We start from the raw sequence: 19161 nt of genomic DNA, 5'->3' as shown, positions 1-19161 counted from the left end.
GGATGAAAGATAGAGAGTAGAAGAAATTCAGTGTGCAGTTTTGAAGGTATATAAAGAAGACCGTTGTACAGAAATGTATGGCGGTTTTTTTGTGTAATAGGAAATTTCTTGGAATTCCCTATTACACAAAAATGCACTAACGTGCCAATGATGCGCACTCGCGCGAAGCAGAAACATGTCGCAAGCGACCGCGCTCAGCGTGAGAATGTGCCAAGGTACATTTTTTGCCAAGATTATATGAGTTCTGAACCAGAAATTTAAGGATGCGTCATGCTGCTCATGCAGCGAGAAGACGGTAACATCCGATGAAAAGAATAGATTTTTCGATTTTTTTGAAAAAGTAGTTGACATTTAAAATATAATCGGTTATACTTATCTACGTTGTTGGAAAGCAATATTCCTCGATAGCTCAGTCGGTAGAGCACGCGGCTGTTAACCGCGCTGTCGTAGGTTCGAGTCCTACTCGGGGAGTTTTTTGATCCATATACTTTATGGACCTTTAGCTCAGTTGGTTAGAGCAACCGGCTCATAACCGGTCGGTCCCGGGTTCGAGTCCCCGAAGGTCCACTCTACCCAATATGAGGTAAATAAATAATTTAATATTTGGCCCGGTGGCTCAGCTGGTTAGAGCGCCGCCCTGTCACGGCGGAGGTCGTGGGTTCGAACCCCATCCGGGTCGTTTTGATACGACTGTTATAAATTGGTTCGCGTAAGCGGATTGAGGGACAGAGTATCGTAATGGGGTCTTAGCTCAGCTGGGAGAGCATCTGCCTTACAAGCAGAGGGTCACAGGTTCGAGCCCTGTAGGCCCCATTTCATTGTTGGAAAGTAAGAAGAATTTCTGGTTGTTATATCGATATAATTTGAAATGAATCAACAATAAAAGAAATTTAAAAAAATCTAAAAAACAGTTGACATTCTTCAGAATGAGTTGTATAATATGACTTGTTCGTTAAGAATAAAAAGTATGTGTGTGTAGCTCAGCTGGATAGAGCACTTGGCTACGGACCAAGGTGTCGGGAGTTCGAATCTTCTCACGCACGTCGATTTCTCTGGTTGTCAGAGAGCAAAAAGCATCCTTTTGAGGGTGCTTTTTTTGTATAATAGAGAATTCCAAGGAATTTCCTATTACACAAAAATGCACTAACGTGCCAATGATGTGCACTTGCGCGAAGATGCAGGTTGTCGCAAGCGACGCGCTCGGCGCGAGAATGTGTCAAGGCAGCAACTGTTCACAGGTAGGAATTTTCTGAACTGAAAATTCCGTACGATACAGTTCTGGCAGCAGATTTTGTCGATTTAGAATGTGCAGTATCGGCAAAATCCCGTTGATGGGCACACGTGTGCGAACCGTAACCCTGAGCACATTCTTTATTCCGTTTACGACAGCCCGGAATTGACTTTTTACCGCATGACCGATATAATAATAGGGCTGTCCCTATCAAGGCAGATAGCTTTGCGGTTTCTATGAAAGACCGCGTGGAGGAATTATGAAAACAGAATATCTGATAAAAATTGGTTCTGTCGCGAAATGGCTGGTGCCGTTTTTTGCAGCGGTGGCGCTGCTGAACGCGTAGGTTTTAAGTGGGCAGAATAAAATAGAAAGGCTGGGAAGAAGCTGGGAGATGCATCACGGATTCTGACACAGCGGAAAGGAGAAGAGATGCAGTTAGTTCAGTTAGATATGAAGCAGATATCGAGCGAGGCAGAGATTTACGACTGCCTGGTCGGTCAGATGAATTTTACCAATGCCGATGAAAAACCGGAATGGATGAATGTGATTGAGATGAACGAGCGGGATCCGTATGAGATGGATACAGAAGAACAGCCGGAGGATCCGGAGTTTAAGAAAATTCTGGAGACACCGGAGAAGACATTGGATGGTCTGGTACAGATGCTGGCTGCCCGCCTGGCAGATGATTACTGCCTGGAAGTAATCCGGGATGAAGCGGCGGATGATGAGAAGAAAGAACTGGAAAAACGTCTGGAACGCGCACTGGAAGATGCGGCGCGCACAATCGATGAAAGAGACGGGAAATTGTATGCAATACTTGAGGATACAAAACCCATGGCATTCTCCGTTATCTGATGAGCCGGAAGAAGGATTGATTCCATGTGAGGTGGTTCGGTCTTCCCGGAAGACGATCGCCATCCAGATCACGGCGGAAGGACGCCTGGTACTCCGGATTCCGAGGAGGGCTTCGGTGCAGGCTGCGATGCGGTTTGCCGAGGAGCACCGCGACTGGATAGAAGTCCATTATAAAGAAGCGGTGGAACGCCAGAGGAACCGGAAAACATATGGAGCGGAAGAAATCCGAAATTTCACAGAAAAGCTGCGCCCGGTGCTCATGCACCGGGTTGCTTTATATGCGGCGTGCATGGGCGTAACCTATGGAAAAATCACAATCCGGAACCAGAAAACGCGTTGGGGAAGCTGCAGCGCAGCTGGAAACCTAAATTTTAACTGGCGGCTGGCACTTTTGCCGGAGGATCTGATGAATTATGTGATTGTCCATGAGCTGGCACACCGGCTGGAAATGAACCATTCCGCGCGTTTCTGGACGCAGGTGGAGAATATACTGCCGGACTGGCGGGAACGGCGCAGGCGGCTTAGGGAGTATGTGATATAGAAAAGAAGCACAGACATAGATGTACTCTCGGAATTTTTCTGTGCTTGATTTTGTGAGATGATTTTTTGTCAGTTGTGCCCAAATTTCTGAGGCGTTGGCGTTGCGTCCGCCTCTGAAATTCGGGTGCGGCTGGCGGAAAATCAGCCACAAAAGCAAGTGCAAAAAAGACTCCGAGAGTAAATCTAGATAATAGGAGGAACAAAATGGCAGAAGAAGTCTGGATGCTTCAGACCAAGAAAGCAGATTTTAAGCAGATCGGGGCGCGGTTTCGGATCGATCCGGTTACGGCGCGTATTATCCGGAATCGTGGGATCGAAGGAGAGGCGGCGATCGACCGCTATTTAAATGGCACGCTGGATGATCTGTATGATCCGATGCTGTTAAAAGATATGGAGCATGCCGTTTCCATCCTGTGCGAGGCTGTGGATACTGGAAAGAAGATACGGATCGTCGGTGATTATGATATTGACGGCGTCTGTTCGACGTACATATTATTGCAGGCATTTGAACGGCTGGGCAGTGATGTAGATTTTGAGATACCGGATCGCATCAAGGATGGCTACGGAATCAATGAATCGATCATCGAACAGGCGCACGCGGACGGCGTGGAGGTGATTCTGACTTGTGACAATGGTATTTCCGCGTTCCATCAGGTGGAGCTGGCGAAGAAATATGGCATGACGGTTGTCATCACGGATCATCATGAGGTGCCCTTAGATGGGGAAAAAGAGAAGATTCCACCGGCGGATGCGGTGATCGATCCGAAACAGGCAGACTGTCCGTACCCATTTCCGGAGATCTGCGGCGCAGTGGTGGCGTACAAGCTGGTGCAGGTTTTATATGCCCGCCGGGGCGTGCCGCAGATGGAATGGCTGGATTTGCTTGAATTTGCCGCGATTGCGACGGTCGGTGATGTGATGAAGCTGCAGGATGAGAACCGGATTCTGGTAAAATACGGTCTTAAAAAGATGGCGCAGACCAAAAATCTAGGGCTTCGCAGACTGGCGGAGAAAAATAATCTTGATCTGGGGGCGATCACAGCATACCATATCGGATTTGTCATTGGACCGTGCCTGAATGCGGGCGGACGATTAAAAACGGCAAAGGAAGCGCTGGCGCTTCTGCGGGCGCAGAGTGAGGAAGAGGCGGAACGCCTGGCAGAGGAACTTAAGGAATTAAATGATACCCGCAAGGATATGACCGAGCAGGGGACTGAGGCGGCGAAGCTGCAGGTAGAGAGCTGGTACCAGAAGGACAAGGTGCTGGTGGTCTTTCTGCCGGAATGCCATGAATCGCTGGCGGGCATTATTGCAGGGCGCCTGAGGGAATATTATCAGAAGCCGGCGATCGTGCTGACGCGCGGCGAGGAGGCGGTCAAAGGCTCGGGACGTTCCATTGATGAGTACCATATGTTTAAAAAGCTGACAGAGGTCAGCGATCTGCTGCTCAAATTTGGCGGGCATCCGCTGGCAGCCGGGCTTTCGCTGGAAGAGAAGAACATTGACGAGTTCCGGCGCAGACTGAATGAAAATGCGGGGCTGACGGAGGAAGATTTTAAAGCGAAAGTCTGGATCGATGTTCCGATGCCGGTGGGATATGTGACAGAACGGCTTGTGAGGGAGCTTTCCTGTCTCGAACCGTTTGGACAGGGCAACGAAAAACCGCTGTTTGCAGAGAAATCACTTCGCATCCGGGCGAGCCGCGTGCTGGGGCGCAACCGGAATGTCGTAAAAATGACGTTGGAAGAGACAGACGGACACGCGATCGAGGCGCTATATTTCGGTGACGGAACGGCGTTTGAGGAAGAGCGCGCCGGACGGGGGGAGATCGACGTCGTGTATTATCCGGACATCAATGAGTACAATGGAAGAAAAACGCTGCAGGCGGTGATCCGCCGTTATAAATTCCGGGGGTAAATGGCATGATAACGAGAAAAGATGTGATGCCGGTCAATTTCCTGAAAAAAGAAAAATTTACCGGAAGTGATACCGGGATGCGCTACCGGATGGAGATGACAAAGCGCGAAGTACCGAAAGAAGACGGCGCAGATGGCGAGACGGTCGAGGAGACACTCCTGACCGTGACATCGTGGCCGGAACCATATGGATACGACGCAACGCCGGAAGAGGAGAAGACCCGCGAGGAATTTCCATTTTCGGAAGAAGGAATTGTGAGCGGGGTAGAGTGGCTGAACGGGCAGCATGCGCGGTATGTGAAGCCTGAAAAATAGACGGTTGCGTGAACAGAAAGAGTGAAAAAGTAGAATGAGTTGGAAAAAGACATTTTATGAGGGGCTAAAGAGCGGTATCCCCATTGGACTGGGGTATCTGCCGGTCTCCTTTACGTTTGGCTTCCTGGCGGTGTCGGGCGGTCTGCCGGTCTGGGTAGCAGTTTTTATATCGCTGACGAACTTAACGAGCGCCGGACAGTTCGCAGGGACAAACCTGATTCTGGCGGGGGCTGGGTACTTTGAGGTGGCATTGACGACGTTTGTCATCAACCTGCGCTATATGCTGATGTCACTGTCCCTGTCCCAGAAGCTCGATGAAAAGACGGGAACCGGGGCGCGCCTGGCACTGGCATTCGGCATCACGGATGAGACGTTTGTCGTCAGTTCCCTGCATCCGGGCATTTTGAAAGCGTCGTATATGCTGGGACTTATCACGATGCCGATTCTGGGGTGGAATCTTGGAACCTGGCTGGGAGGCGCGATCTCGGCGGTTCTGCCGCAGGCGCTGCAGAATGCGATGGGAATTGCCCTGTACGCGATGTTTATTGCACTGATTCTGCCGGCGGCACGCAAATCGCGGTCGGTGTGCTGCGTCATCATTCTGGCAGTTGTGATGGTGTGCATTTTAAAATATGTTCCGGTTTTTGCCGGTATTTCCTCCGGTTTCCGGGTGATTCTGGTTACGATCGCGGCATCGGCGTTCGGTGCATGGAAATTCCCGCATGATCCGGACGGTAAAGAAGCCGGTCAGGACGAGAGTCAGAAAGAGGGGGCAGAATGATGAATACAGCAGAGGCAGCAGGAGCAGCCGGAACACTCGATATGAAATACGTGCTGACCTGTGTCCTTTTGATGGCACTGGTTACATATATTCCACGTGTTCTTCCGGTTACGATTTTCCGGAAACAGATCCGTTCGAAGTTTATCCGATCTTTCTTAGATTATACGCCGTATGCAGTGCTGGGAGCACTGACATTTCCGGATGTATTTACCTCCACAGGACATCTCTATTCGTCGGTCGGAGGAACGATCGTAGCGGTGATTTTGGGATATAAGGGAAAGAGCCTGGTGGTAGTGGCGATCGCGGCGATTGTGACGGTTTACCTGCTTGAGATGGCAGGCGGAGCCGGTCTTTTGGCGTCGCTTTCATTTTAAGAAAAATTTAAAATGAATATGCGCGAAAGCGCGGGAAATTCATCATAAATAAAAACGAAAGGTGCAGACAAGATGATTACAATGAAGGGAGCCGCTGTTTCGGCAAAGCTGAAAGAGCAGGTGGAAAAAGGGCTGGAAACCCTGACATGGGTGCCGAAACTGACGATTATCCGGGTGGGCGAGAATCCGGATGATATTTCCTATGAGAAAGGCGCGACGAAGAAGCTGACATCGTTCGGGCTTGAGGTGGAATCGAAGGTATTTCCGGGAGATATCTCGGACGAGGCATTTAAGAGGGAGTTTGCGGCGATCAATGCGGATGCGTCGGTGGACGGTATTTTAATGCTGCGCCCGCTTCCAAAACAGATCAACGAGCAGGATATTGAAAAAATGATCGATCCGGCGAAGGATCTGGACGGTATTTCCCCAGTCAATATCGCAAAGGTGTTCAGCGGCGATACGAGCGGTTTTGCGCCGTGTACGGCGGAGGCAGTGGTATGCATGCTGAAAATGAACGATATCGCGCTTTCTGGCAAACGGGTGGCAGTCGTAGGAAGAAGCATGGTTGTGGGACGCCCGCTTTCGATGCTGCTTCTGCATGAAAATGCGACCGTGACCATCTGCCACTCGAGAACCGCCAACCTGCCGGAGGTATGCCGGGAGGCGGATATTCTGGCTGCCTGCGTGGGAAAAGCAGCGATGATCAACCACACCTATGTAAAAAAGGATGCGGTTGTCATTGACGTTGGGATCAATGTAGATGAAAATGGAAAACTCTGCGGCGATGTGGATTTTGCCGATCTGGAAGGAACTGCTTCGGCGGCAACCCCGGTTCCGGGCGGTGTCGGCGGCGTGACGACGGCGGTTCTGGCACAGCATCTGGTGCGCGCAGCACGGATGAAACAGGAAAAAAATAGTAATAAATAAGCGAAAGAAAGTTAAGAGAAAAGCAATACATTTCCTCTCGTTTTCAGGTATAACTATAGTAAGAATGACAGTGTACCAGCAGTTGTTCCGGAAGGTCCGAACTCATTGTGGGGTGGAACTCACGGATGAAACAGAAAAACGGGAGGAATTTTTTATGAGAAAAATGGGGATGATGCGAAACAGGATGGCATTTCTGCTGGCAGCAGGCACGATGACAATGACGTCGGCGGCAGGTCTGGCAGGTTGTACGTCCGCACCGGCATCGGTGACGGTGCAGTCGGCGGAAAATACGGGGATCACGGTGACGAGCCAGGAGAAAATCAAGGCGGAGCCGGATATTGCGGAAATTACCTACAGTGTCTATTCACAGGCGGCGGATGCGAGCACCTGCCAGTCGGAGAATCAGACGGATTTGGATGCGGTTCTGGCGCTTTTGAAGGAAAAGGGAATTGCAGATACCTCGGTGCAGACGAGCGGTCTGGGGCTGAATCCGATCTATGACTGGGACAATGGCAAGAAGATCACTGGTTATGAGATGACGACGGAGGTGGTTGTATCGGATGTTGCGATTGAGGATGCAGGGGCGATCATCAGCGATTCGGTCAATGCGGGTATCAATTCGATCGATTCGGTCCAGTACCAGTGCAGCAATTTTGATGAGATTTATCAGGAAGCGCTCAAAAAAGCCATTGAGTCGGCGCGCGTGAAAGCCGAAGCGATGGCGGAGGCAGGCGGCTGCAAGCTGGGAACGATGACGAATGTGCAGGAGTACAGCAGCGGGCAGCAGGCGCGTTATTATGACACTTCTTACAGCAGCGGCATGGCGATGAAGGAAATGGCGATGGAAGATGCGGGTGCAGGCAGAAACCTGATGCCGGGGCAGGTGGATGTTGAGGCAGAGGTGTCGGCTACGTTTTCCATTCAATAGGGATCAGCTGCATGAAAGGTTGTCTGGTTTTGGAGGAAAAATCGGATTTTAAACAGGAAAAGGGAATAAACACAAATTGTATAAACCTTCGCATATCTGGGATACTAACAGTGTGAAATGAATGGTCGGAAACGGCTGCTGTTTCATGAGAATGTAGAACAGAATGCGGAGGTTTATTTTTTATGTGGGGAATGATAACCGCGCTGGTTTCCGGCGCACTCATGAGTATACAGGGCGTGTTTAATTCTGCCGTGATGAAGCAGACCAGCATGTGGGTATCGGCTGGCTGGGTGCAGATAAGTGCGTTTGTGGTTTGCCTGCTGATGTGGCTTTTTACGGGGCGCGGCGCGGTATCGGAGCTTTGGCAGATCGAACCGCGGTATATGCTGACCGGCGGTGTGATCGGGGCATTTATCACGTACACGGTCATCAAGAGCTTTGACGCGCTGGGACCGGCAAAATCAGCGCTTCTGATCGTCGTGGCACAGATCCTGGTGGCGTACCTGATCGAGGTGTTTGGCTGGTTCGGTGTGGAGAAAGCGGGATTTGAGTGGCGCAAGGCGATCGGGGCGGCAGTTGCGATTGCGGGGATTGTGATTTTCAGATGGGAATAAAAATTTTCTGCTTGTGTTTAAAGGGGGTTTTGGTTAGAATAGAATTACGGACAAAACGCGCCTCGGAAAAAGAGGGGTGCAGAAGATGAAACAGACAAATCAAACAGTAAATCGGAAACGATGGATGCGAACAGGGGCAGTCGGCGTGGTATTTTTGGCGGCTGTTTTGTGTTTTGGTGTGCAGAGCCGGCGAGAGAAGCAGACGGTGGTGCTGGAGACGCAGAATAGTTTTTCAAAAGAAGTGGATGATTCGCAGAAAAGCTCCGAACGTTCAGCAAAACGGTCAAACGGCGGGGCAGTGGATGGGGATAATGAAGCAGCAGAGAACGCTGCGCCTGAGGGGCAATCAAAAGAAAATCCCCAAACGCCGGAACCGAGAATCCTATATATCCACGTCTGCGGCGAGGTAGCCGCACCGGGCGTCTATGAGCTTCCGGCGGGCAGCCGTATGTATGAGGCGGTTGAAAAGGCGGGCGGGATGACGTCGGAGGCGGCGCAGGAATCTGTAAATCTGGCGCAGGCGATCGAGGATGGACAGCAGCTTCGGATTCCGAGCCGGGAAGAGATTCGGAAATATCAGGAAACAGGGAAGGATGTCTCCGGGCTTCTGGGAGCCGGAGGCGCTGCTGGGAATGGCAGCGAGTCAGCTTCGCAGAAATCTGGAAGCAGTGCAGCATTGATTAATTTAAACACAGCTTCCAAAGAAGAGTTGATGACTTTAAACGGTATCGGCGCGGCGCGGGCGGAAGCGATTCTTTCTTACCGGGATCAGAAGGGCGGTTTCCGGACGATTGAGGATATTATGAAGGTGCCTGGCATCAAGAACGCGGCATTTCAGAAGATAAAAGATAAGATTACAGTATAGAGAGATAGAAGCATAGTGGTTGAGGTGGAGAATGGCGAAGGTATTAGTGGTAGATGATGAAAAATTAATAGTAAAAGGAATCCGTTTCAGTCTGGAACAGGATGGATTTGAAGTTGCCTGCGCCTATGACGGGGAGGAAGCGCTTCAGATGGCAAAGGAGACGGAGTATGATATGGTTCTTCTGGACGTGATGCTGCCGAAGCTGAACGGATTTGAAGTCTGCCAGGCAATCCGGGAGTTCTCCGAGATGCCGATCATTATGCTGACCGCAAAAGGCGACGATATGGATAAGATTCTGGGGCTGGAATACGGCGCCGATGATTATATCACAAAGCCATTTAACATTTTGGAAGTAAAGGCGCGCATCAAGGCGATCCTGCGCCGCAACTCCAAGAAATCGAGACAGGAGCCGCAGCAGACAAAGAAAGTCATCGAGGCGGGCGATCTGACGCTGGATTCGGACAGCCGCCGGGTCTTTATCGCTTCCCGCGAGATCAATCTGACCGCGAAGGAATTTGACCTTCTGGAGCTCCTGGTGTGCAATCCGGGCAAGGTTTACAGCCGCGAGGAGCTGCTGCGCTTTGTCTGGGGCAACCGGGCGGCGGCGGGCGGCGATGTCCGCACCGTAGACGTTCATGTGCGGCGGCTGCGCGAGAAGATCGAGCCGAGCCCGAGTGATCCGAAATATGTACATACGAAATGGGGCGTGGGGTATTATTTCCGGATTCGGTAATGTAGAAAAGAACTCAGAAGAGGATGAAAGGGGCGCTGCAGGGGAGTGTGTATCCCGGCAGCTGCTCTTTTTCTTTAGGTGGCAAAGGCAGATGGGGCAGAGAATGAACGAGGAAAACCAAGAACAGGATCAGAAGGATGAAATTGCAGGGAAGCAGGAAGAGCCGGGACAGATAGTTTCAAAAAAAGTAGAGAAGAAACGAAAGGAAAAACCAAAGAAAAAGCGTCTTCGCATCCAGGGCGCCGCGTGGAGGCGGCTGGATAACACGGCGAAGCTCTTTGCGGCGGTGTCGGGGGAGGATTTAAGCAGTGTATTCCGGATTTCGGCGGTTCTGAAAGAAAAAGTAGATCCGGAGCTTTTGCAAAGGGCGCTTGTGCGGACACTTCCGGAGTTTGAAAATTTCCGGGTGAAGCTGCGGAAGGGATTTTTCTGGTATTATTTTGAGACGAACAACCGGAATCCGGGCGTGGAAGAAGAACAGAGTGCACCGTGCCGTTTCATTGATCCGCACCGGGGCGCGCGGTTCCCATTCCGTGTGAGCTACTATGGATGCAGGATCAATTTTGAAGTGTTTCACGGGCTGACGGACGGACTGGGGGCGCTGCGGTTTGCTTCACGGCTTACAGAACATTATCTGGAACTGGTGAAAAAATTGCCGGTTATGGTGCAGGAGCGGGAGTTTTCGCCGCTCCGGGAGGACGATTATCTGCGACATTACCGGAAACTGCCGCATCGGCATTATAACAGCAGACCGGCGATTGCGATTCAGGGGGAATTTCTCCCATTTGATCAGATGGCAGTGCTGCAGGGGACGATTGAGGTGTCGGAACTGAAGACGGAATGCAGGAAGATGGGGGTCAGCATCACCAAATATCTGGCGGCGGTGCTTCTCTGGGCGATCATCCAGACGGAGACGGATGGGAAAACGCTGAAACGTCCGGTGGCGCTCAATCTTCCGGTGAACCTACGGAGTTTTTTTGAGTCGGAGACGCTGGCAAACTTCTTTGCTGTCGTGAATATTTCGTGGGCGGCGGGAAAGGCGCCGGAGGCATTGGAAGAAGTGATTGCGTCTGTGAGCCGCCAGATGGATGAGCAGATCGTGAAGGATCGGCTGGAGGAGACGATTTCCTACAATGTGTCGAATGAGAAAAAATGGTATGTGCGGGCGATCCCGCTATTTGTCAAACATCTGGCGATGCAGTTGATTTTTCTGCACACCAGCCGCGCCCACACGATGACATTTTCCAATATCGGACCGGCGCAGGTTCGGGAGGAACTGAAAGATTCGATCGAGGGCTTTCAGCTTCTTGTCGGCGCATCGCCGAAGCAGCGGATGAAATGCGGGGCGGTGGCGTATGACGGGAAATTATGCCTGTCGTTTACGAGCGCGATGGCAGAGAACCGGCTTCCGAAGTTTTTCTTTCACTTATTGGAGGAAAAGGGCATCCGGGTAGAGCGCGAGAGCAATGGAATCACGGATACAGAGCATGATAAAGGACGTTATCCAGTGATTGCCCAGGATCGAGAGCGCGTGCGCCGTGCGGTGCGGGGATTTTATGTGTCATTGGTGCTCGTATCGCTTCTGGCGGGGCTTACGAATCTGGCGACTTATCATCGGATTCCGTTTAAATGGTCGCTTCTGACGGCGGGCGCGGCGGCATATGTGGCGATGACGCTGCGGTTTTCGGTCATGCGGCATGCGAGCCTGGCAGGAACGCTGGTGCGGCAGTCCCTGGGAATTCAGGCAATTTTGCTTCTGATTGACGCGCTTACAGGGCTTCGGGGGTGGTCGGTGGACTACGCGATCCCATGCGTCGCACTGTTTGAGGTGGCGGCGGTTCTTCTGATGATGTTAGTCAACCGGATGAACTGGCAGAGCTATTTTATGTATCAGATCACAATTACATTTCTGAGCTTTGTGCCGTTGATTTTCTGGAAAATCGGGTGGACGCATCATCCGCTTCTGACGGTGCTGGCAGCAGGTGTGTCGGTGGCAGCGCTGGCGGCGACGGTGATTCTGGGCGACCGGAGTGTGAAGCGGGAATTGAAGAGGCGGTTTCATGTGTAAATGGCAGGAAAATCGGTCACAGTAAAGGAACGATCTATAAAAATACGAAGATTGAAAATTTGGATGAAAGAAAGGGAAGAAGCATGAGTCGGAAAACAGTCAGCATGATAGGCAATCTGACGCGTGATATGATGAGTGACGTGATGGAGACATCGTTAAAGAAGCCGATCCAGACCGGCGAATTCCGGAAAAATCCGGTCGAACCGGCGTGGAGATGTCCGGCGGAATATATTTATGAGCTGGTAAAAACAGAACAGTTTGTGATGGAATATTTGAAGCCGAAGCAGGCGGTGACGGGGCGCGTCATTTTGCAGCTGCACGGCGGCGGGTATATCGGTCCGATGAAAAATATTTACCGGCGGTTTGCGGTTAAGTATTCACAGATCAGCTTCGGCGCGGATGTTCTGACGCCGGACTACCGGGTGGCGCCGGAGCATCCGTATCCGGCGGCGCTGGAGGATGCGGTGTACGCGTACCGGTGGCTTCTGGAAGAGAAGAAATACCAGCCGTCCCAGATCGTGGTAGCCGGGGATTCGGCGGGCGGCGGCCTGGCGCTGGCGCTCTGTCTGTATGCGAAGGATCATGGGCTGCCGCTTCCTGCGGGCATTATCACGATGTCGCCGTGGACGGATGTAAGTCTGAGCGGGGCATCGTATGAGGAAAACTATACGATCGATCCGCTGTTTGGCAATTCGAAGGAAAATATGTTGTACCAGTGCAGCTACATCGGGAATGCCAATCCGAAAAATCCGTATCTGTCACCGCTGTTTGGAGATTTTGAAGGATTTCCGCCGATGCTGATGCAGGTGGGCGCGTATGAGGTGCTTTTAGATGATACGAGGGCGGCAGCGAAAAAGGCGCGCGCCGAGGGTGTCAAGGTGCGCTGCTCGGTCTATGACGGGATGTTCCATGTATTTCAGATGGGACTCGACCTGATTCCGGAGAGCCGCGAGGCATGGGAAGAGGTCGCGGAATATCTGCGGATCATCTACCGGATTCATCGGGAGCCGGAGGGAACGGTCGTGAAAAAGGTAAAAACGAGACGCAAAGAGACGGAAGACCGGGCGCGGCTGAATCTGTTGGCATTTTTAAAACGGGAGCTTAAAAAGTGAAGATTACGTTAGTGACAGTAGGAAAAATTAAGGAAAAATATCTGGAGGCGGCGATCGTGGAGTACAGCAAGCGGCTGGGGCGTTACTGCCGTCTGGAGATCGTGCAGGTGGCGGATGAAAAAACGCCGGATAAGGCGAGTGAGCTGCAGGAAGCGCAGATCCGCGACAAGGAGGGCGAGCGGATTCTGGCGCATATCAAGGAGGACGCGTATGTGATTGCGCTTGCGATCGATGGAAAGCAGCGTTCCTCGGAGGAGATGGCGGCATGGATGGAAGACCTGGGCGTGCGAGGTGAGAGCCATCTGCAGTTTATCATCGGAGGTTCGCTGGGGTTGTCGCAGGCGGTGTTAAACCGTGCAGACACGAAGATCAGCTTTTCGCGCCTGACCTTTCCACACCAGCTGATGCGCGTGATTTTGCTGGAACAGATTTACCGGAGTTTCCGGATTATAAAAGGAGAACCGTATCATAAGTAGACATAATGCATGATGGGTGATTAAAAATCAGCTATTCATAATGCGTGAGAGCAGTTCGAGATCCTCTTTTTTGACCTTTAAGTTAGATGCCACCTCGGTTCCGTCCGGGGCGGTCACTTTTAGGGAAATGACGCTGTCCTCGCGCAGCGCGCGGGTGTAGGCGGCTTTCAGAAAAGGGGAAAATTTAGGGTGGCGGGCTTTGAAACGCGCCCACTCGTCCCGAAATTGCAGTAAGGATGAAAGATTCATGTGATTAAGTCCTTTCCGTTTTAATAACTGATGGTAGTGTATCATGCGCGGGGAAGGCATGTAAAGAGGAAAAATTATCAGTAACGAGAGGTAGACTGATAATTGTTCGCAGTAACGTAGACAGGAGAATCAAGATTCATGGAACAGGTACAGAAGAAAAATATACTAGGCACGGAGCCGATCGGCGGGCTTTTGCGGCAGTTTGCGGTGCCAAGTATTATCGCGATGCTGGTAGGCGCCCTTTATAATATCGTCGATCAGTTTTTTATCGGAAGAAGCGTGGGAGAGCTGGGGAATGCAGCGACGAACGTGGCGTTTCCGTTGACGATCTCCTGTGTGGCGCTGGCGCTTCTGTTTGGAATCGGCGGTGCGGCGTCCTTTAACCTGACGCTGGGAGGCGGCGATCGGGAAAAGGCGTTATTTTATATTGGAAATGCGGCGACGCTTCTGTTTGGAAGCGGTGTGATTCTGGGGACTGTGGCGCTTTTTTGCCTGACGCCGATGCTGCGCTTTTTCGGTTCGCCGGACAATGTGCTGGCGTATGCCAAAACGTATACGGGTATCACGGCTCTGGGATTTCCATTTCTGATTCTGACCAACGGCGGCGGGCATCTGGTGAGGGCGGACGGAAGCCCGCTTAATGCGATGCTTTACAATTTATCCGGGGCGCTGATCAATACGGTGCTCGATCCGCTGTTTATTTTTGGATTTCATATGGGAATGGCGGGTGCTGCGCTGGCGACGATCATTGGACAGATTTTTTCAGGAATCCTGATTATCCGGTATCTGCGCCGTTACAAAAACGGACGGCTGACAGCGGCGCATCTTCGACCACAGAGAACATATGTAAGCATGATTACCTCATTGGGGGCGGCGGCATTTTTCAACCAGCTTGCGATGCTGGTGGTGCAGATCGTGTTAAATAAATCCTTGACCTACTACGGTGCGCATTCGGACTATGGGGAATCGATTCCGCTGGCGTGTGCCGGCATTATCACGAAGGTCAATCAGGTGTTTTTTTCGATCGTCATCGGTCTTTCGCAGGGGATGCAGCCGATCGCAAGTTTCAATTATGGCGCGAAAAATTATGCGCGCGTGCGGCAGGTGTATGGGTTGGCGCTCAGGTGGGGATTTGCGGTGTCGGCGGTGTCCTTTGCGTGTTTCCAGTTGATTCCGCGTCCGATCATCGGGCTGTTCGGGGAAGGATCGGAGATGTATTTCCAGTTTGCGGAAAAATATTTCCGGATTTACCTGTTTTTCACGTTCTTAAACTGTGTGCAGCCGATTGCGTCGAACCTGTTTACGGCGATTGGAAAACCGAAAAAGGGTATTTTCCTGTCCCTGACGCGCCAGATTCTCTTTTTACTGCCGCTGATTGTGATTCTGCCGCTGTTTATCGGCATTGACGGCATCATGTATGCCGGACCGATCGCGGACTTTGTGGCGGGCGTGGTGGCGCTTGCGATGGCAGGTGTGGAGGTGAGACGGCTGCGGCGGATGGAAAGTGCGTCCGTGCATGCATAGGCGGATGGTATATTTTAGCCAGTCCTTCATATATTGAGATAAGGAGGACGGGCTGATGAAGGAGGAACAATCAAAGCAGGATGTGAGGGCGCTGTTTCATTTTTTCTCCCGGAATATCCGGGAGCAGCTTCTGGCGCTTCCGCTTGAGGCGGATGGAATGGAAGAGGTACGGCTGCGGGTTAGCGCGCCGCTGTATTACATATATAAAAATAAAGAGTACACAGCCGGAAGTGGATTCCGGGTCAGCCGGGAGGATGTGGATGAGACGCTGCAATGCGCGGCTCGTTCTTCCCTCTATGCTTACGGGGAGGAAATCCGGCAGGGGTTTCTGACCGTGCAGGGCGGACACCGGATTGGCGTGGCTGGAAGGACGATACTGGAAAACGGACATATAAAGGCGATTCATCCGATAACCTTTTTAAATGTCCGTTTTTCGCATCAGATGATAGGATGTGCAGCAAAAATACGGTCGATTTTGACGGATCCAGGGACGGGAAGTATCCGGAATACGCTTCTGATTGCGCCGCCGAGATGCGGAAAAACAACACTTCTGCGGGATCTGATCCGGATGGTGTCGGATGGAGAAGAGGGAAAGGATAGGGGCTCTGCTTTGAGGGGGAGCTTTGAACGGCCTAAGGCAGGTGCAGGACATGAAAATAAAGCTGGAAAAATGGTGGAGATGAGGAAGCAGCATGGTGGAAAAGTGAGGGCGCAGACGGTCGGGGTGGTGGATGAGCGTTCGGAGATTGCCGCCTGCTATCAGGGAATCCCGCAAAACGATGTTGGCTGCCGGACAGATGTGCTGGATGCCTGCCCCAAGGCGGAGGGAATGATGATGCTGATCCGCTCGATGGCACCGGAGGTGGTCGCGGTGGACGAGATCGGCGGTGAGAATGATTTGGAGGCGCTTCGCTATGTGATGAACTGTGGCTGCAGGATTCTGGCAACCGTACATGGAAATTCGATGGAGGACATCCGGGAAAAACCGGGCTTGTCCTCTTTTTTGCAAGAAAAACGGTTTGAGCGGTATGTGGTGCTGGGAAATAGACGCGGACCGGGAACGGTGGAGGCGGTATATGATGCAGCTGGCGAGGAGCTCATATGTGGATAAAATTGCTTGGAATCTGCCTTGTATGTGTATCGTGTGCGGGGATTGGCGGGGGTGAGGCATTGCGCCTGATTGGCCGGAGGCGTTTTTTGGAGGAAGTAAAACGGATTGCCGCGGGACTGCAGGGAGAGATTGGGTATACACAGGCAGTTCTTCCTCTGGCACTGTGCCGGGCGGGGGCACGCGGGGATGGAAAAGCGGGAAAACTATTTTTGGTGGCAGGAGAGCGGCTGGAAGCGAATCCAGAGTGTCCGTTTGGGCGTATCTGGGAAGCGGTTCTGGAAGAGCAGGGGATTCGTCCGATGTTGGGAACAGAGGAATGGGAGCTGATGTGCCGGTTTGGAAACAGCATCGGGTATCTCGATCTGGAAATGCAGCAAAAGACGCTGGCACTGTATCTGGAAGAATTGGAACGGGCGATTGAGCAGCTGCGGCGGGAAGAGCCGGAGAAGAAACGGCTGTGCTGGGGACTTGGGATACTAGGCGGGCTGTTTCTGGCAGTGGTGTTGATGTAAGTGGGGGAAGAAAATGGGAGTTAATCTAATATTTCGGATTGCGGCAGTCGGTATCCTGGTTTCCGTCCTCTGCCAGATTCTCAAACACAGCGGGCGGGAGGAACAGGCATTTCTCACAAGTCTTGCGGGTCTTCTTTTGGTACTGTTCTGGATGGTGCCGTATATTTATCAATTGTTTGAGACGATGAAGGAATTGTTTGCGTTGTAATGTACTCTCGGAATCCTTCTATGCTTGATTTTGTGAGATGATTTTTTGTCAGTTGAGCCCAAATTTCTGAGGCGTATGTTGATGAAATTCGGGTGCAGCTGGCGAAAAATCAGCCGAAAAAGCGAGTGCGGGAAAGACTCCGAGAGTACATTGCAGGGAAGGACGGTAAAAAATGTCAATTTTAACCGTATCGGTTCTTGGGATCACGGCAGTTCTTCTGGCAGTCCAGCTCAAGGGAAAAGACAGCGAGTATGGGACGTACATTGTGATGGCGGCGGGGTTGTGTCTCTTTTTCTATGCGGCGGGAAAGCTGGAAGTGATTCTGAAAACACTTCGGACGATGGAATCCTGCATCGGGATCAGTCCAGTGTATTTGTCGGCGCTTTTGAAAATGGCGGGAATCACTTATATTGCCGAATTTGCCTCCGGGATTTGCAAGGATGCCGGGTACGGTTCGCTGGGAACACAGATTGAGATATTTGCGAAGCTGTCCATTCTGGCGGTCAGTATGCCGATTCTGCTGGCATTGTTGGAGACGGTGAAGCAGTTTTTGGCGTAGGGAAGTGGTAAGTGCAGAAAAGCGGAGAGATGGTGAGAGCAGGTGACGGTGGGAACAAAGATGGTTGTGCGGGCAGTGAGCGTTATATTCTTGAGTGTATATTTGATGGCAGGAAATCATTTAACGGTGTCGGCGGCAAATGGTGAAAAGATATCTGAAGATTCGGATTTCAGTGTTTCTGGAGAGAACATGGATTCTCTTCTGAACTCACTGGATTTAAGCAGAATCGAAGCATTTTTAAGGGAAGCGGGAGGTTCGGCAGTCCCGGGGCTTTCATTCCGGGAAATCCTTTCGATGCTTCTCTCTGGCAATTATCAGAGAGTGGTTCGGATGCTGATGGATTTTTGCCGGACAGCCCTATTTCGGGAAATTTCAGAAAATGGCAGATGGATGGGGCAGGTCATCCTTCTGGGAATTTTAGGGGCGGTGTTCGCCAGCTTTTCGAGTCTTTTTGCCGACAGTCAGGTATCGGAGATGGGCTTTTATGTCACGTATCTTCTGATTTTTACACTGCTTGCCGCCAGTTTTTTGAATGGGGTGCGGATCACGCGGACACTGTTGGAGCAGCTCTTTGAATTTGTCCGGGTGTTGGTTCCTGCTTTTTTTCTGGCTGTTTCCTTTTCCGGGGGAAGTACCTCGGCAGCAGCCGGATATGCGTGGACACTTGCTTCTGTCAATGTGGCGGAATGGGTGTTTTTACGGTTGTTTCTGCCATGCACCCAGTTGTATGTCCTGCTGTCGCTGGCGGGACATTTAAGCTCGAAGGATTTGTTTTCAAAAGCGTTGGAATTGCTGGAACAGGGGATGCGCTGGGGCAGCAAGGCGCTTTTGGGAGTGGTGCTGGGCTTTCATGTGCTGCAGGGAATGATTGCGCCGTATACAGATTCGGTGCGCCAGACGGCGCTGCGGCGGGCGGTCAGCCTGATACCGGGAATCGGACAGGGCGCGGCGGCAGTGTCGCAGGTACTTCTTGGAAGCAGCGTCCTGATCCGGAATACGGTGGGCATCGGGGGAGTGCTTGTGTTGGCGGCGGTGTCGCTTCTGCCGCTTTTGAAACTTTTAATCCTCTATCTGGGGTGCCAGGGAAGCGCGGCGCTTTTGCAGCCGGTCAGTGACAGCCGGGTGGTGGAGGCAGTCGGCGCAGTGGCGAAAGGATTTTATTTTTTGCTGGCAGCAGCTGGTTCGGCGTTGGTGTTATTTGCGCTTTCGATCGCGGTGGTGTGTGCGAGCACGAACGCGGCTTATTTTGCGGGGTAGAAG

Annotated in this window: 21 protein-coding genes and 5 tRNA genes; 25 read left to right on the top strand and 1 reads right to left on the bottom strand. The window is 51.7% G+C overall.

Annotated elements, in window-relative coordinates; all coding sequences use genetic code 11:
• Positions 1-398 precede the first annotated feature (398 nt).
• The 19 genes from DW739_RS14165 to rlmH all read left to right on the top strand — a co-directional run bounded on the left by DW739_RS14165 (position 399) and on the right by rlmH (position 13738).
• Positions 399-471 (top strand) — tRNA-Asn (locus DW739_RS14165).
• A 22-nt stretch (positions 472-493) separates the two neighbouring features.
• Positions 494-567: transfer RNA gene (locus DW739_RS14160), tRNA-Ile, on the top strand.
• Positions 568-605: 38 nt separating this feature from the next.
• Positions 606-679, top strand: a tRNA-Asp gene (locus DW739_RS14155).
• A 61-nt stretch (positions 680-740) separates the two neighbouring features.
• Positions 741-813 (top strand) — tRNA-Val (locus tag DW739_RS14150).
• 156 nt (positions 814-969) lie between these two features.
• Positions 970-1043, top strand: a tRNA-Arg gene (locus DW739_RS14145).
• A gap of 620 nt (positions 1044-1663) precedes the next feature.
• Positions 1664-2089, top strand: a complete 426-nt coding sequence (locus tag DW739_RS14140) for a hypothetical protein (protein ID WP_022358685.1) — start codon at positions 1664-1666, stop codon at positions 2087-2089.
• Complete coding sequence (locus DW739_RS14135; RefSeq protein WP_107001307.1) at positions 2043-2630, top strand: M48 family metallopeptidase; 588 nt, start codon at positions 2043-2045, stop codon at positions 2628-2630. The genes DW739_RS14140 and DW739_RS14135 overlap by 47 nt, the downstream gene beginning before the upstream one ends.
• A 203-nt stretch (positions 2631-2833) precedes the next feature.
• Positions 2834-4546, top strand: coding sequence for a single-stranded-DNA-specific exonuclease RecJ (gene recJ, locus DW739_RS14125; protein ID WP_118743241.1), 1713 nt, complete (start codon positions 2834-2836; stop codon positions 4544-4546).
• 5 nt (positions 4547-4551) lie between these two features.
• The gene (locus DW739_RS14120) at positions 4552-4860 is read left to right on the top strand and encodes a hypothetical protein (RefSeq protein WP_118743240.1); all 309 of its coding nucleotides are present in this window, start codon (positions 4552-4554) and stop codon (positions 4858-4860) included.
• A 34-nt stretch (positions 4861-4894) separates the two neighbouring features.
• A complete protein-coding gene (locus DW739_RS14115) occupies positions 4895-5641 on the top strand; it encodes an AzlC family ABC transporter permease (protein WP_117796867.1) in 747 nt (248 codons plus the stop codon).
• A gap of 41 nt (positions 5642-5682) precedes the next feature.
• Positions 5683-6015 (top strand): AzlD domain-containing protein, encoded by a 333-nt coding sequence (locus DW739_RS14110; RefSeq protein WP_107001498.1) that lies wholly within the window; start codon positions 5683-5685, stop codon positions 6013-6015.
• A 72-nt stretch (positions 6016-6087) separates the two neighbouring features.
• On the top strand, positions 6088-6942 hold the full coding sequence (locus DW739_RS14105) for a bifunctional 5,10-methylenetetrahydrofolate dehydrogenase/5,10-methenyltetrahydrofolate cyclohydrolase (protein WP_118743239.1): 855 nt from the start codon (positions 6088-6090) through the stop codon (positions 6940-6942).
• A gap of 154 nt (positions 6943-7096) precedes the next feature.
• Entirely contained in the window at positions 7097-7870 is a 774-nt protein-coding gene (locus DW739_RS14100; RefSeq protein ID WP_242995821.1) for an SIMPL domain-containing protein, read from the top strand.
• Between the two features lie 182 nt (positions 7871-8052).
• The gene (locus DW739_RS14095) at positions 8053-8484 is read left to right on the top strand and encodes a DMT family transporter (RefSeq protein WP_022359281.1); all 432 of its coding nucleotides are present in this window, start codon (positions 8053-8055) and stop codon (positions 8482-8484) included.
• A gap of 85 nt (positions 8485-8569) precedes the next feature.
• Positions 8570-9349 carry a helix-hairpin-helix domain-containing protein gene (locus DW739_RS14090; RefSeq protein ID WP_118743238.1) on the top strand — a complete coding sequence of 260 codons (780 nt, stop codon included), beginning with the start codon at positions 8570-8572 and terminating at the stop codon, positions 9347-9349.
• A gap of 31 nt (positions 9350-9380) precedes the next feature.
• Positions 9381-10082, top strand: a complete 702-nt coding sequence (locus DW739_RS14085) for a response regulator transcription factor (RefSeq protein ID WP_022359279.1) — start codon at positions 9381-9383, stop codon at positions 10080-10082.
• Between the two features lie 91 nt (positions 10083-10173).
• Positions 10174-12150 (top strand): DUF6320 domain-containing protein, encoded by a 1977-nt coding sequence (locus DW739_RS14080; protein WP_243023789.1) that lies wholly within the window; start codon positions 10174-10176, stop codon positions 12148-12150.
• Between the two features lie 83 nt (positions 12151-12233).
• Positions 12234-13262: an alpha/beta hydrolase gene (locus DW739_RS14075; protein WP_107001314.1), complete on the top strand. Its 1029-nt coding sequence runs from the start codon at positions 12234-12236 to the stop codon at positions 13260-13262.
• A complete protein-coding gene (rlmH, locus tag DW739_RS14070) occupies positions 13259-13738 on the top strand; it encodes a 23S rRNA (pseudouridine(1915)-N(3))-methyltransferase RlmH (protein WP_118743237.1) in 480 nt (159 codons plus the stop codon). The genes DW739_RS14075 and rlmH overlap by 4 nt, the downstream gene beginning before the upstream one ends.
• A gap of 27 nt (positions 13739-13765) precedes the next feature.
• Here rlmH and DW739_RS14065 read toward each other — a convergent pair whose 3' ends face one another.
• Positions 13766-13987 (bottom strand): hypothetical protein, encoded by a 222-nt coding sequence (locus DW739_RS14065; RefSeq protein WP_107001315.1) that lies wholly within the window; start codon positions 13985-13987, stop codon positions 13766-13768.
• A gap of 138 nt (positions 13988-14125) precedes the next feature.
• Here DW739_RS14065 and DW739_RS14060 point away from each other — a divergent pair, with 138 nt between their 5' ends.
• The 6 genes from DW739_RS14060 to DW739_RS14035 all read left to right on the top strand — a co-directional run bounded on the left by DW739_RS14060 (position 14126) and on the right by DW739_RS14035 (position 19158).
• Positions 14126-15511 carry an MATE family efflux transporter gene (locus DW739_RS14060; protein WP_118743236.1) on the top strand — a complete coding sequence of 462 codons (1386 nt, stop codon included), beginning with the start codon at positions 14126-14128 and terminating at the stop codon, positions 15509-15511.
• Positions 15512-15566: 55 nt separating this feature from the next.
• A complete protein-coding gene (locus tag DW739_RS14055; protein WP_118638344.1) occupies positions 15567-16622 on the top strand; it encodes a stage III sporulation protein AA in 1056 nt (351 codons plus the stop codon).
• Complete coding sequence (locus DW739_RS14050; protein ID WP_118524091.1) at positions 16613-17134, top strand: stage III sporulation protein AB; 522 nt, start codon at positions 16613-16615, stop codon at positions 17132-17134. The genes DW739_RS14055 and DW739_RS14050 overlap by 10 nt, the downstream gene beginning before the upstream one ends.
• A gap of 13 nt (positions 17135-17147) precedes the next feature.
• On the top strand, positions 17148-17342 hold the full coding sequence (gene spoIIIAC, locus DW739_RS14045; RefSeq protein ID WP_022359269.1) for a stage III sporulation protein AC: 195 nt from the start codon (positions 17148-17150) through the stop codon (positions 17340-17342).
• Positions 17343-17514: 172 nt separating this feature from the next.
• The gene (locus DW739_RS14040) at positions 17515-17901 is read left to right on the top strand and encodes a SpoIIIAC/SpoIIIAD family protein (RefSeq protein WP_118570591.1); all 387 of its coding nucleotides are present in this window, start codon (positions 17515-17517) and stop codon (positions 17899-17901) included.
• A 48-nt stretch (positions 17902-17949) separates the two neighbouring features.
• Complete coding sequence (locus DW739_RS14035; RefSeq protein WP_107001320.1) at positions 17950-19158, top strand: stage III sporulation protein AE; 1209 nt, start codon at positions 17950-17952, stop codon at positions 19156-19158.
• Positions 19159-19161 lie beyond the last annotated feature (3 nt).

Source organism: Clostridium sp. AM28-20LB, assembly GCF_003480665.1.
Classification (GTDB): domain Bacteria; phylum Bacillota; class Clostridia; order Lachnospirales; family Lachnospiraceae; genus Otoolea; species Otoolea fessa.
This window is presented reverse-complemented; position numbering and strand designations above follow the sequence as displayed.